Annotated in this window: 14 protein-coding genes; 9 read left to right on the forward strand and 5 right to left on the reverse strand. The window is 31.3% G+C overall.

What is annotated here, in order from left to right; genetic code table 11:
• Positions 1 to 14 precede the first annotated feature (14 nt).
• From ACM55I_RS09080 to ACM55I_RS09105, 6 genes are all read left to right on the forward strand, one after another.
• Complete coding sequence (locus ACM55I_RS09080; protein ID WP_416846447.1) at positions 15 to 635, forward strand: hypothetical protein; 621 nt, start codon at positions 15 to 17, stop codon at positions 633 to 635.
• Between the two features lie 28 nt (positions 636 to 663).
• On the forward strand, positions 664 to 2,019 hold the full coding sequence (locus ACM55I_RS09085; protein WP_416846448.1) for a histidine kinase: 1,356 nt from the start codon (positions 664 to 666) through the stop codon (positions 2,017 to 2,019).
• 47 nt (positions 2,020 to 2,066) lie between these two features.
• Positions 2,067 to 2,366, forward strand: a complete 300-nt coding sequence (locus tag ACM55I_RS09090; RefSeq protein ID WP_416846449.1) for a 2TM domain-containing protein — start codon at positions 2,067 to 2,069, stop codon at positions 2,364 to 2,366.
• Between the two features lie 16 nt (positions 2,367 to 2,382).
• Positions 2,383 to 2,736 carry a 2TM domain-containing protein gene (locus ACM55I_RS09095; RefSeq protein ID WP_416846450.1) on the forward strand — a complete coding sequence of 118 codons (354 nt, stop codon included), beginning with the start codon at positions 2,383 to 2,385 and terminating at the stop codon, positions 2,734 to 2,736.
• A 62-nt stretch (positions 2,737 to 2,798) separates the two neighbouring features.
• Positions 2,799 to 4,283, forward strand: a complete 1,485-nt coding sequence (locus tag ACM55I_RS09100) for an ArnT family glycosyltransferase (protein WP_416846451.1) — start codon at positions 2,799 to 2,801, stop codon at positions 4,281 to 4,283.
• A gap of 50 nt (positions 4,284 to 4,333) precedes the next feature.
• Positions 4,334 to 5,101, forward strand: coding sequence for a LytR/AlgR family response regulator transcription factor (locus ACM55I_RS09105; protein WP_416846452.1), 768 nt, complete (start codon positions 4,334 to 4,336; stop codon positions 5,099 to 5,101).
• A 105-nt stretch (positions 5,102 to 5,206) separates the two neighbouring features.
• Here the strand turns inward: ACM55I_RS09105 and ACM55I_RS09110 are convergent, their stop codons facing one another.
• The 5 genes from ACM55I_RS09110 to ACM55I_RS09130 form a co-directional block, all read right to left on the reverse strand.
• Positions 5,207 to 5,389 carry a CsbD family protein gene (locus ACM55I_RS09110; RefSeq protein ID WP_416846453.1) on the reverse strand — a complete coding sequence of 61 codons (183 nt, stop codon included), beginning with the start codon at positions 5,387 to 5,389 and terminating at the stop codon, positions 5,207 to 5,209.
• A gap of 240 nt (positions 5,390 to 5,629) precedes the next feature.
• Positions 5,630 to 6,403 carry a CDP-alcohol phosphatidyltransferase family protein gene (locus ACM55I_RS09115; protein ID WP_416846454.1) on the reverse strand — a complete coding sequence of 258 codons (774 nt, stop codon included), beginning with the start codon at positions 6,401 to 6,403 and terminating at the stop codon, positions 5,630 to 5,632.
• Positions 6,404 to 6,459: 56 nt separating this feature from the next.
• Positions 6,460 to 7,482: a COX15/CtaA family protein gene (locus ACM55I_RS09120; RefSeq protein ID WP_416846455.1), complete on the reverse strand. Its 1,023-nt coding sequence runs from the start codon at positions 7,480 to 7,482 to the stop codon at positions 6,460 to 6,462.
• 50 nt (positions 7,483 to 7,532) lie between these two features.
• Positions 7,533 to 8,966 carry a CCA tRNA nucleotidyltransferase gene (locus tag ACM55I_RS09125; RefSeq protein WP_416846456.1) on the reverse strand — a complete coding sequence of 478 codons (1,434 nt, stop codon included), beginning with the start codon at positions 8,964 to 8,966 and terminating at the stop codon, positions 7,533 to 7,535.
• A 67-nt stretch (positions 8,967 to 9,033) separates the two neighbouring features.
• A complete protein-coding gene (locus ACM55I_RS09130) occupies positions 9,034 to 9,594 on the reverse strand; it encodes an L-threonylcarbamoyladenylate synthase (protein WP_416846457.1) in 561 nt (186 codons plus the stop codon).
• A 70-nt stretch (positions 9,595 to 9,664) separates the two neighbouring features.
• Here ACM55I_RS09130 and ACM55I_RS09135 point away from each other — a divergent pair, with 70 nt between their 5' ends.
• The 3 genes from ACM55I_RS09135 to ACM55I_RS09145 all read left to right on the forward strand — a co-directional run bounded on the left by ACM55I_RS09135 (position 9,665) and on the right by ACM55I_RS09145 (position 12,678).
• Complete coding sequence (locus ACM55I_RS09135; RefSeq protein WP_416846458.1) at positions 9,665 to 10,636, forward strand: WaaS/CpsH family glycosyltransferase; 972 nt, start codon at positions 9,665 to 9,667, stop codon at positions 10,634 to 10,636.
• Between the two features lie 86 nt (positions 10,637 to 10,722).
• Positions 10,723 to 11,835 (forward strand): glycosyltransferase, encoded by a 1,113-nt coding sequence (locus tag ACM55I_RS09140; RefSeq protein ID WP_416846459.1) that lies wholly within the window; start codon positions 10,723 to 10,725, stop codon positions 11,833 to 11,835.
• Between the two features lie 21 nt (positions 11,836 to 11,856).
• On the forward strand, positions 11,857 to 12,678 hold the full coding sequence (locus tag ACM55I_RS09145) for a polysaccharide deacetylase family protein (RefSeq protein ID WP_416846460.1): 822 nt from the start codon (positions 11,857 to 11,859) through the stop codon (positions 12,676 to 12,678).
• Positions 12,679 to 12,712: the final 34 nt, after the last annotated feature.

Raw genomic sequence — 12,712 nt, forward strand, 5'->3', positions numbered from 1 at the left:
AAAAATTAAATATCATGACAAAAGTTATCACCGCAATCGCATTATTTGTATGTAGTTTATTATCCGCTCAAGGACAATTTGAGCAAGGAATGGGAAAAGCATTCGGACTTTGGAAAGAAGGAAAAAGCACTGAAGCTTCTGATTTATTCGAAAGAATTGCTGGAGCAGAAAAAACAAGTTGGTTGCCTAATTATTATGTTGCATTAGTAAATACAACCACTGCTTTTGGAACACAGGATAAAGATAAAATGAATTTATTGCTTACCAAAGCTCAAAATGCATTGGATACTGAAATGGGTAAAAATCCAAATAATGCAGAATTATTAGTGATGCAAGCCATGATTAATACTGCTTGGATTGTTTTTGACCCAATGACAAACGGAATGAAATTATCTGGAAAAACAATGGAATTGTATGCCAAAGCGGAAGCAATTGCACCAGAAAACCCAAGAGTAGTTTTTGGTAAAGCAGAGTTTCAAATAGGAGGGGCAAAATGGACAGGAATTGACACTAAACCTTTATGCGCACAAATTGAAAAATCAATCGGACTTTTTGCTACTTTTAAACCAGAAACTCCTTTTTCTCCAAAATGGGGATTGGATAGAGCAACTGAAGCATTGAAAAACTGTAAATAAAATTTACTAGAAAAAATATAAACTGAAAATGGAAAATCAAAGGATACATACCTACACAGAATTTAAAAAAGGAACAATTGTTTCCTTTAAAATTGCTCTGATTTTCACATTTGTTTTTTCTTTAATTCAAGGACGTTATGATTTAGAAACGGTATTGACCACTTTTTGGGTAAGTTCGTTGTATTCTTTTGGAATTGGTTTTGGTAACGGAGTAATCAACTCCCTTCTGAATAAGAAATGGGATTGGCTGGAACAAACTAATTTGAGAGTGTATTTTGGGATAATTGCTACGGTGTTGTATACCGTTCCGGTTGTTTTAGCAATTGATTATTTGACCTTTGTGGTTTTTCAAAAAATGAACCCTAGTGAGTTTTTTAATGATAGAATGATCTGGGTTCATTTATTTTATATCATACTTTCTTTAGGTGTTTCGACTTTCATGCATGCACGAAGTTTTATGGCTAATTGGAAACGAGCATCAAGAAAAGAAGTAACGGAACAAAAAATAATTGCAGGTACCGCTTCGGCGAAGTTCGAAAGTTTAAAAAATCAAATTGACCCCCATTTTCTTTTTAATAGTTTGAATGTTTTAAGTTCTTTAATTGAAGAAAATCCAGATAATGCCCAACGGTTTACGACTTCATTGTCAAAAATTTATCGGTATGTATTGGAACAAAAAGACAAAGAGTTAGTTTCAGTTGAAGAAGAATTGGCTTTCGCCAAAACCTATATGAACCTGCTTAAAATGCGTTTTGAAAATAGTTTGTTTTACGAATTACCAACAACAAATAGTAATCCGGAAGCCAAAGTTGTTCCACTTTCTTTACAGCTTTTATTGGAAAATACCGTAAAGCACAATGTGGTTAGTGAACAAAGGCCTTTGCACATTCGCATTACAATTGAAGGCGATTATCTTGCTGTTCAAAATGATTATCAAAAGAAGGAAGTTTTGCAGGATCGCCAGGGTGTAGGATTGCAAAATATCATCAATCGCTATGGAATTATTACCAATAGAAAAGTATTGATTGAGCAAAATGAAAAAACTTTTACGGTCAAAATACCCATTTTAACTAAACAAATTTCAATTATGGAAACTAGTACTAATTATAGCGAAAATAGCGCGTATTACAGAGCTAAAAAACGGGTTGAAGAACTCAAAGGCTTTTATGGAAACCTAATTTCTTATTGTTGTGTTATTCCGCTTTTGATATTTATTAATCTTACGTATTCTCCGCAATTTCAATGGTTTTGGTTTTCGGCTGCAGGTTGGGGTTTTGGATTAATTATGCATGCTTTGAAGGTTTTTGGTTACAGTTCTAAATGGGAAGAACGAAAAATCAAGGAGATTTTGCAAAGAGAGGACAGTAACAAATCTTGGAAATAGTTTTGAGTTTAAATTTTAAAATTGAAAAAAAATATTAGAAAAATAGTATGGAAAATAGATATCAAAACGAAGAGCGTTACTACAGGGCAAAAAAGCAAGTAGAAGAAATAAAAGGTTTTTATGGCAACTTAATTTCCTACATTGTAGTAAACATAGGATTAGTGATTCTGAATTTAAACACATCACCCGATCATTTATGGTTTTATTGGCCGTTGTTGTGGTGGGGAATTGGCGTTGTTTTTCACGGTCTCAAGGTTTTTAAATATATGCCTTTTATAACAAAAGACTGGGAAGAGAAAAAGATTAAGGAGTTTATGGAAAAAGAGAACAAGGAAACTTGGGAATAATTTAATATTTATAGAGATGGGAAGATTTAGAGATAGAAGGCTAAATGATTATAATACTGAAACGTATAATCCTGACGAACGCTACAATTTAGCTTACAAAAGAGTAAAAAGAATCAAAGGTTTTTATATACATCTATTGGTTTATATAGGTGTAAATGCATTCCTTATTATTGGGAGTAACAACGAGAGTATATCTAGTAATCATCTTTTTTGGAGCTGGGAAACTTTTTCAACAGCATTGTTTTGGGGAATTGGATTGACTGCTCATGGATTATCTGTTTTTGGAAGAAATATATTTTTTGGTGTAAACTGGGAAGAGAAAAAAATCCATGAATTAATGGAAAAAGAAAAAAGCGAGAAATGGGAGTGAAAATGAGTATTCAGTCGCAGTTTTTAGTTGTGACTCTTTAAACTTTAAACAAGAACTTAACTTTGAAAAAGTATCTACCGGTCATAACTATTTTAGCGCTTATTAAATTGTCTATTCACTTAATTGGAAACCGGAATTATGGATTTCATCGGGATGAATTATTACACTTATCAGTAAGCGAGCACTTAGATTGGGGTTATTTTGAATTTCCGCCTTTCATTGCTTTTGTTGGTAAAATAGCCCATTTTATGTTTGGGTATTCGCTATCTGGTGTTCGTGTTTTTTCTACGTTAGCGGGAGTTGGGATTCTTATAATTTGTTGTTTGATTGCTAAAGAATTAGGAGGAAAGATAAAAGCAATTCTGTTAGCTGGAGTTTCAGTACTGGCTTTTGTTCCTTTTTATCGGAATCATATGCTATTTCAGCCGGTAGCTTTCGATCAGTTATTTTGGACACTTGGATTTTATTTTTTGGTCAAATATTTCAACACCGGAAATGTAAAATTTCTTCTTTTTCTTGGTGTTTCTTCGGGTTTTGGTTTAATGAATAAGTACACTGTATTCGTTTGGGGATTAGGAGTTGTAGCGGGTTTGTTATTTTATAAAAAAGGAAAAATATTCAAGAATAAATGGTTCTACTTTTCAGGATTAGTGACTTTTTTAATGTTTTTGCCAAATTTGATTTGGCAATTGAATCATCATTTTCCAGTAGTATTGCATTTACAAAAGTTGAAAGAAAGCCAGTTGGATGAGAATGGTCCTTTTGATTTTGCAATAGAACAGTTGAAGCATCCTTTTTCTTTAATGATAAGCTTAATTGGACTTTTTGCTTATTTTTTTGACAAAGATTTAAAAAAGTATAAAACGTTTGGAATTGCCGCTTTGGTGATATTTTGCAGTATGTGGATCACGCAATCGAAAGCCTATTATTTCTTTGCAATTTACCCTATATTATTTGCGGCTGGAGCTGTGAAAATTGAAAAATTGCTGAAAAAGAAGCCAAAATGGAATTATGCAGTTGCTTCTGTTCTGTTTCTTCCAATAATTCCTTTTTTGCCGCAGGCAATCGCCATTCTTCCAATTGAAACCTATGTTAATTACTCTGATTTAGAGTTACAAAAAAACGGACGTATTAAGCTCACAGATGATTATGCGGATATGTTTGGTTGGGAAGAACAAGTGAAATTAGTAGATAGTGTGTATCAATCATTACCCGAAAAAGAAAACTGCGTTATTTGGGCTAAAAATTATGGTGAAGCCGGAGCTATAGAAATCCTTGGGAAAAAGTATTCATTGCCAAATCCAATTTGTAGTAATGGCAGTTTTTGGCTTTGGGGAACTGGAACTACAAGTGGGCAAGTTTGTATCAGTATTGGTAATGAAAAAGAAGTTGTAGAGCGAGTTTTTAAAGATTGTAAATTGCTGAAAATTATAAAACACAAATATGCAATCGAAGAAGAAAATAATATCCCGGTATATCTTTGTCGAAATCCAAAAATAAATATTCAACAAAAGTGGAAATCATTGGAGAAACGGGTGTTTGATTAGTAAGCAGCAAAATAAAACGATTCCCTTTTTTGAAACCTTAAACCTAAATTATGACTACAATAATAATAGAAGACGAAAAACCAGCTGCCAGATTACTGCAAAGAAAACTCGAAAAACTAAATATTCAAGTAGGAGTGATGTTGCATTCAGTGGAAGAATCTATTGCTTGGTTTTCTAAAAATGAGCATCCGGATTTGATCTTTTTGGACATTCAATTATCGGATGGATTGTCGTTTGAAATATTTGAAAAAGTAGCCGTAAAAAGCGCTATAATTTTCACAACGGCTTATGATGAATATGCGTTGCGTGCCTTCAAATTAAACAGTATTGATTATCTTTTGAAACCCATCGATGAGGACGATTTAGAAGTGGCAGTTTCTAAATTTAAAACGCGGTTGCCAAAACAAGAAATTGGCTCCCGAGACTTCGGGATGGATTTTGAGCAAATCAAAAGAATGTTGACAAATCCATTTGAAAAAAATTACAAAAAACGCTTTACGGTGAAAATCGGGCAACATTTAAAAGTTATTCCTATCGATGAAGTAGAATGTTTTTTTAGTGAAAATAAAGGAACGTACATTCATACTTTCGATAACAGAAATTATTTAATCGAAAATACTTTGGAAGTTTTGGAACAAGAATTAGATCCGAAGGACTTTTTTCGAATCAATAGAAAATTCATTATTCCGCTTAAAGCAATTAAAGAAATCGTGTTATACAGTAACTCTCGTTTGAAGGTTATTTTGCCTTCTTATAAAGCCGATGAGGTGATTGTAAGCAGAGAAAAAGTTTCCGAATTTAAAACCTGGATTGGGTAATTAAAGCACAAAAAAAGCGGTTTCAAAAACGGCAAACAAAATCCAAAAACGAAGAATATTCAACGAGGCTTCTGAAACAGTTTTAGTGATTTTTAAATCCTAAAATTATTCAAATAGGGATCTGATTTCTTTTTCTGTTTTGCCTAATTTTTGTTGCAATTTCCCCCAAGTCTCCTCTTCTTTTCCTTCTTCAAATAACACATCGTCGTCTGTTAATTCTGCAAATTTTTGTTTAAGTTTTCCTTTTAGTTCATTCCAGTTTCCCTTAATCTCTTTTGAATTCGGCATAATGTATAGTTTTAAATTGATTATTATTTCTTTTACAAATCTGGTGATTGAAAGAGGAAAAACTATTACAGAATTAAGACGGTTTGTTGTTTAATTTTTGGCAAATTGTTCAGAAGCTTGAATGCTATTTTAAGTATTTTAACAATAAAATTTGTTTAAATTAAAGAGTAAAGTAATTGTGATTAAGTTTATGGTGTTGAATGAAATAAAATTTACATATAGATTATATCTATGATGGTTTTATACCTTGAAAACTGTTTTTCTAATTCCAATTAATGCGAAAATAAACAAAGAGTAAACAATAAAAAATGGAATGATGTATTCGATTAAATTTAGAGGTAACATAACGGCAATAATTAGCAACTGAAACCCTAATCCGTAAATTGAAAGGAAAGTCATAAACCAATGTGGAAATGTTTTTACCTTGTATGCCTCTTTGTCAAGTGTGTGAATTACTTTGTCAAAAGTACCGTAGACGATGGTGTAAATCTGAAATAAAATATCAACTGATTTTTGACTTTCTCCAGGCAAAGCTTTAGGGGATTTGTATTCGAAAATCTTGCTAGTTGTATCTCCTCCAATAGATTTATTTCTTAAAATGACATAGTAATAATTGTAAAGTGTACCCTGTAATTGGATGCAAATAAAAGCCAAAAGAGTGATCCAAAAACTCGATTGTGAGACATAACAAATCGTCATTAAAAACAGAAAATTAAGTATAAGATCAAACACACTGTCAAGATATCTTCCGGTGTAAGAAGGCGTGTTTTTTATCCTTGCCAGTTCCCCATCGGCTGCATCAATTCCTGATTTTAGAATGATGAAAAAACTGGCTAAAAAGTAATGATTTTGTAAAATGGAGTAAATTGCTATAAGGCCTGAAAGCCCAAAAAGCAGCGTAACATGAATGGGAGTAAATCGGGTATTCTTTAATTGATTGGCTAAAAATTTTCCGAATGGCCTTCCGTAATCGGATAAATCTAAAAATTTATCTTGAGCAGCAAGTTTAGACATTTAAGTTTATAAACAAAGAAATGCGACAATATAGTCAGGTAAAAATAGTAAAAAAATTATTTTGATAATCGATGTAATGTAAAAGTCATGGCCGTCAATAAGAAAAATGCACTAACTTGATGTAAGAGTCCTAACCACAAAGGAACGCCATATAACAACGTTAAAACACCTAATCCAAACTGTACAAAAACCAGTAATAAAAGCAATTTAATTCCTTTGGTTTGGAGTGTGTCTAAAGTAAAATTAATGCTTTTGAAGTACAATAAAACAATCATACCTACTACAAAATAAGCCAATGTACGGTGTACAAATTGAACCCCGCTTTTTCCTTCTGTAAAACTCAAAAACAGGTTTTTTTGTTCCAGAAAAACACTGTCATGGATAAATTGTCCATCACTCATTAATGGCCAGTGATTGTGAATTAAACCGGCATTTAAACCGGCAACAAAGCCACCATATATAATTTGCAGTAATAAAAAGGCTAGTGCTACCCGGGCAATAGTTCGTAATGATTTTTCAATTTTTTTCTTTTCAGGATAGAGTAAATCCAACGCTACCCAAAGCGTATAGGCAAAGGTGATAAACGCAAAAGTTAAATGCAATGAAAGTCTAAAATGACTTACATCCGGATTATTTACCAGACCACTTTTTACCATAAACCAACCCAAAAATCCTTGAAAAGCACCCATTCCTAAAAGAATGCCACATTTTTTTAAGGTTTCGCGGTCAATTTTTTTCTTAATTAAAAAATAAACAAATGGGATGATGAAAACAAAACCAAGAATTCGTCCTATAAAACGGTGAAACCATTCCCAGAAATAAATGAATTTGTAATCAGAAAGAGTAAAATCGTTGTGGATATTGATTTTTTGATACTCTGGAAATTGCTTGTATTTTTCAAAAGCTTCCTGCCATTTTACTTCCGAAAGCGGGGGTAAAGTATCGGTAACCAAATGCCAGTCGGTCATGGAAAGTCCTGAATTGGTTAACCGTGTAATTCCGCCAACAACAACCATTAAAAATATTAAAAAGCATCCTGAAAGCAACCAAATAATAACTGACTTATTCTCCTTTTTCATTTTTGAAACTAATTTTTGCAAAGATATTTTAAAAACAATTAATCCTTAATTCAACAAGCGTTAATCTTTAATCCTATTTTTTCGGCTCTTTTTAACATAAAACCATAAGCAGCTTGATATTCATTCGGAATTTCTCCTTCTAATATGGCTTCCTTGATGGCTTCTTTGAGCATCCCAATTTCTTTGGATGGCTTTAAATTGAAGATTTTCATAATTTCTTCTCCCGTTATTGGAGGTTGAAAATTCCGAACATTATCGCGTTCTTCTACTTCCACAATTTTCTTTCGAACAATTTCAAAATTATTATGGTATTTCTTGAATTTGCCAGGGTTTTTGGTGGTAATATCTGCTTCACACAGCGTCATTAGATTTTCTACATCTTCACCGGCGTCAAAAACTAAACGGCGCACCGCAGAATCAGTAACTGTATCTTGTGATAAAACAATCGGTCGCGAACTCATCATGACCATTTTTTGCACAAATTTCATTTTTTGGTTCAAAGGCATATGCAAACGTTCAAAGATTTTCTTTGCCATTTTTCCGCCAAGAAACTCATGACCATGAAACGTCCATCCTTGTTTTTTATTGAACCGTTTGGTTGGAGCCTTACCAATATCATGCAACAAGGCAGCCCAACGTAGCCATACATCATCTGTATTTGGACAAATATTGTCAACAACTTCTAATGTGTGATAAAAATTATTTTTGTGTGTGTGACCTTCAATTTCTTCGACCTGATTCAAAGCAGTCAATTCTGGAAGAATGATGTCTAAAAGTCCTGTTTTGAATAATAGTAAAAATCCTGTAGAAGGTTTATCTGTCAAAAGGATTTTATTCAGTTCGTCAACAATACGTTCCCCGGAAATAATTTTGATTCGTTCTGCATTTTTTGTAATAGAGTTCAAAGAGTTTTCTTCGATTTCAAAACCCAATTGGTTTGCAAAACGAATCCCTCTCAACATTCGCAACGGATCATCCGAAAAAGTGATATCCGGATCCAAAGGTGTTTTGATTGTTTTGTTTTTTAAATCTTCCAGCCCATTAAATGGGTCGGATAATTCGCCAAAATTTGAAGTGTTTAATGATAAAGCCAAAGCGTTTATCGTAAAATCACGACGGTTTTGATCGTCTTCAAGGGTTCCGTTCTCTACAATAGGATTGCGACTGTCTAGATTATAGGATTCCTTTCGGGCACCTACAAATTCAATCTCGGTATCTTCAAAACGCAACATTGCAGTTCCGTAGGTTTTGAAAACCTGAACTTTTGGGTTTTTTGGAAGTAAGTGTGACACTTTCAAAGCCAATTCGATTCCGCTGCCCACAGCAACAATATCAATGTCTTTTTTGAAATCTCTGTTCAAAAGCAAATCTCTCACGAAACCACCAATTACATAACTTTCAATATTAAGTTCTTGGGAAGCTTGAGAAATGACTTCAAAAATTTTATTGTTTAAGGCTTCTTTGTATGAAGTTTTGATGCTCATTTTAAAAAGGTTTAAAGTCTATAGTCCAAAGTTGCTAAACTGAAAACTAAAAACTGAATACTGCAAACTATTTACGAATCACTTTTACCTGTGAATCATTCGTAAGTTTAATTATTGTTGACGGTTTTCCGGCAATTTTTTCGCGATGCAAATTTACAACATAGTCGACGCCTTTTATAATTTCGGGGCTGATTTCTTTGAAACTTTTTGGAGTAGGTTGTCCAGAAATATTTGCTGATGTAGAAACCAATGGTTTTTTCATCTTTTCCATTAATTTGAAGCAAAAAGGTTCTTTCACGATTCGGATTCCTAAAGTGTTATCTGGGGCAATTAAATTAGGAGCCACATTTCTTGGTTTGTCCAAGACTAATGTCGTTGGGTTTTCTGATAAATCCATGATTTGCCAGGCAACTTCAGGGATATCCTTAAATACATTGTACATCATTTTTTCACCATTCATCAAAACAATCATGCTTTGGGTTTCGGCTCTTTGTTTGAGTTTGTATATTTTGGCAACAGCCTCAGGATTTGTGGCATCACAACCAATTCCCCAAACCGTGTCAGTAGGATATAGGATTATTCCTCCTTGTTTTATTACTTCGTAGGCATTGTGTACTTCTTGATTCATTATAATTTTAGGTATTTAAATATAACTTTCTATTTTTGCTAGAAATGATAATTTTACAAAGATAGCAATAATGATAAAAATTAAACGAATAGCAATAATAACTACGCATTCATTTGGTTATATTGACTTTTTAGTTGAAAAGCTTACTGCAGCGCAGAATGTTGATTTGACTTATGTTAATATTGATGCTATTCCATTTTCTTATAAAAATATTTTCTCTAGATTTATTAATTTTTTTTTGAAATTGATCAGCTTTCCTAGTTTAAAAGAAAAAAACAAGACAAATTATATAAAAAAAGTAATTCAAAATGGAGATTTATTTGATCAGATTTTAATTATTAGACCTGATAAATTGGAGCGTAAAGCGTTATTGTTGTTAAGAGATAATGCAATTCAAATGAGTTGTTTTTTGTTTGATGGTATTGAAAATTTTAAAGACCAAAAAAAGACATTATCTTTTTTTGATACGGTTTATAGTTATGACAAAAAAGATGTTGAGAAATATAATTTTCAATTTTTGACTAATTATATTTACGATGATCAAATTGAAACTAAAAAAATAACTAATCTAGTATTTAATATATCTTCATTTGATGGCAGATTTCCGTTTTTAGAAAAGCTTGCTAATTATTTTTCGCAGGAGCGAATTTCTTTTCGTTTTATAGTAAAGAAAGATAGGTTTTTTAAACATAAGAGTATTGAAATTTCGGACAGATATCTGCTAATAAGTGAAGTTAAAAATATAATTGCAAGCAGTTTAGTGTTAGTAGATATCCAGCAGAAGAATCAGGATGGGTTAACCTTTCGTATTTTTGAGGCCTTAGGTTATAAGAAAAAAATAATCACTAATAATCAGGATATTATTACTTATGATTTTTATAATCCTAATAATATTTTTGTCATTTCAGAAAGTAATTATGAAGTACCTTCTAGTTTTTTTGAAACAGATTTTGTAGAAATTGATAACGATATTCTTAGTAAATACAAATTAGACAATTGGATTTTTGAAGTTTTTAAAGTCAATATCGTGGAGAATAATTAAATGTTTAATTTTTAAGCTCTTTTTAAGTACTTTTTTTATTTTTGTATTTAATATTAAGACTATTTTTACTGATAAAATAATCATTAATGAAAATAATACATTTTACTACGTCTAATGTTTGGCGAGGTCATGAGCAAATGATTGTTGATTTATATGAATCATTCAGGGATAATAACTTTGTCGAGAATCAATTAATTATATGTCCTGTTAATTCTGAATTGTATAAAGTTGCCATAGAAAGAAATTTGCAGGTTCAAAATTTTGATTTTAAATCAGAATATGATTTAAAATTCGCAAAGAAATTTAAAAAAATTGTGGGCTCATATAATGCAAATGTTGTAATTATTCATAATAGTAAAGCGCATACGATAAGTGTTCTGTCATCTGTTTTTTTTGGTTTAAAAATTCCTTTAGTTTTATGTAGAACTTTAATTAAAAATATTGGAACTAATTTTTTCAGGAAATACAAATACAATTACAAAGGAATTAAAAAAATTGTATGTGTATCTGATGCCGTAGTTGAAATCCTTAAACCTTCTATAAAAAATCATGATTCTATGACTGTTATAGGAAGTGTTGTTGATACGGATAGGTTTATTAATAATAAAAAAAATGGATTCCTGCATAGAGAATTTAATATTCCATCAGACTATAAAATTATTGGTAATGTTTCTGCTTTTTGTAAAGTAAAAGATCATCACACTTGGATTGATACGGTAGAAGAGTTGTATAAAAGAGGGTTGAAAGCAAAATATATTTTAATAGGAGAAGGATCTTTAGAAGCGGAGATTAAGACTTATGTTAAATCCAAAGGATTAGAGAATGAAGTTATTTTTGCAGGATTTAGAGTAGATGTACATAAATGCCTTCCAGAATTAGACTTATTTTTGTTCACATCAAAATGTGAAGCTACAGGAGGAGTTGTACTCGAAAGTTATGCATGTAGAGTTCCTGTAGTTGCTGCAAAAGCTGGTGGAATCCCTACGGTCTTAATAGATAATGAGACTGGTTTATTAGCAGAAGCGGGAAATCCAATTGATTTTGCTAATAAAGTCGAAATTTTAATTAACAACAATGCTATGCGAAATAAATTTATAAACAATGGCTTTGATTTTTTGATGATGACATCTACACGTTTTATAATTGGCGAAAAATTTTTAGATGTTTTAAATGAAGTAATTAATAATAATTTGATTTAATTAAGTTTAAAAATTTATACCATGATTTATTTAATAATTATATTGTTTTCAATTTTATTTATTTTTTTGATTGTTCTGAATATTCAATTTAAATTGTTTTATTTTCCTTCAAAAAAAATTAGAATTTTAGAATATCACTCCATCTCTATAAATGGTTTTGAAGATCAAATAACCATTAGTAAAGAGAAAATAATTGAACAATTTGAATATTTAAAAAATAACAATTATACGACTCTTTGGATGTCAGAAATTGATGAATTAACAAACAAGAAACAGGATTTGCCTGCAAAAACTGTTGTTCTTACGTTTGACGATGGTTTTTTAGATAATTATACGGAGTTATACCCTTTGCTGCAACAATATAACTTTAAAGCAGTTTGCTTTATGGTTTTAGGTAGAATAGGACAAGATGTTGATTGGAACGGAAAATATGTCAATGAGAATATGAAGTTGATGAATAAACAACAATTATTGGAAATAGGGTCTCATATTGAGTTAGGATATCATACTTTTAAACATGATAATTATGCAAATTTAACTTTAGATGAGATAGAAAAAGATCTGCAATTATGTCAAGAAATTATTAAAAAAGAAGAGTTAAATGTTTTTCCTGCTTTGGCATATACTTTTGGGGGGTATTATCGTAAAAAAGGAGTTAATCAGAAGCTGTTTTTTGATTTATTGAAAAAGTATGGTATTAAATACGGGCTTCGAATAGGCAATAGAGTCAACATTTTTCCTTTGAAAAATATTTATGAAATACAACGTATTGATATTAGAGGTACTGATTCAATGAAAGATTTTAAAAAGAAAGTGATTTTTGGAAGAAAAAAAATATTTTAAAATATTAATCAGCAAAAATGTTTCAACGTTACTT

The organism is Flavobacterium algoris (assembly GCF_048158525.1).
GTDB lineage: Bacteria > Bacteroidota > Bacteroidia > Flavobacteriales > Flavobacteriaceae > Flavobacterium > Flavobacterium algoris.

Bases quoted from the DNA above. Each gene is read 5' to 3' on its own strand.
- ACM55I_RS09080 (WP_416846447.1), top strand. From the start codon at position 15: ATGACAAAAGTTATCACCGCAATCGCATTATTTGTATGTAGTTTATTA.
- ACM55I_RS09085 (WP_416846448.1), top strand. From the start codon at position 664: ATGGAAAATCAAAGGATACATACCTACACAGAATTTAAAAAAGGAACA.
- ACM55I_RS09090 (WP_416846449.1), top strand. From the start codon at position 2,067: ATGGAAAATAGATATCAAAACGAAGAGCGTTACTACAGGGCAAAAAAG.
- ACM55I_RS09095 (WP_416846450.1), top strand. From the start codon at position 2,383: ATGGGAAGATTTAGAGATAGAAGGCTAAATGATTATAATACTGAAACG.
- ACM55I_RS09105 (WP_416846452.1), top strand. From the start codon at position 4,334: ATGACTACAATAATAATAGAAGACGAAAAACCAGCTGCCAGATTACTG.
- ACM55I_RS09110 (WP_416846453.1), bottom strand. From the start codon at position 5,389: ATGCCGAATTCAAAAGAGATTAAGGGAAACTGGAATGAACTAAAAGGA.
- ACM55I_RS09115 (WP_416846454.1), bottom strand. From the start codon at position 6,403: ATGTCTAAACTTGCTGCTCAAGATAAATTTTTAGATTTATCCGATTAC.
- ACM55I_RS09120 (WP_416846455.1), bottom strand. From the start codon at position 7,482: ATGAAAAAGGAGAATAAGTCAGTTATTATTTGGTTGCTTTCAGGATGC.
- ACM55I_RS09125 (WP_416846456.1), bottom strand. From the start codon at position 8,966: ATGAGCATCAAAACTTCATACAAAGAAGCCTTAAACAATAAAATTTTT.
- ACM55I_RS09130 (WP_416846457.1), bottom strand. From the start codon at position 9,594: ATGAATCAAGAAGTACACAATGCCTACGAAGTAATAAAACAAGGAGGA.
- ACM55I_RS09135 (WP_416846458.1), top strand. From the start codon at position 9,665: ATGATAAAAATTAAACGAATAGCAATAATAACTACGCATTCATTTGGT.
- ACM55I_RS09140 (WP_416846459.1), top strand. From the start codon at position 10,723: ATGAAAATAATACATTTTACTACGTCTAATGTTTGGCGAGGTCATGAG.
- ACM55I_RS09145 (WP_416846460.1), top strand. From the start codon at position 11,857: ATGATTTATTTAATAATTATATTGTTTTCAATTTTATTTATTTTTTTG.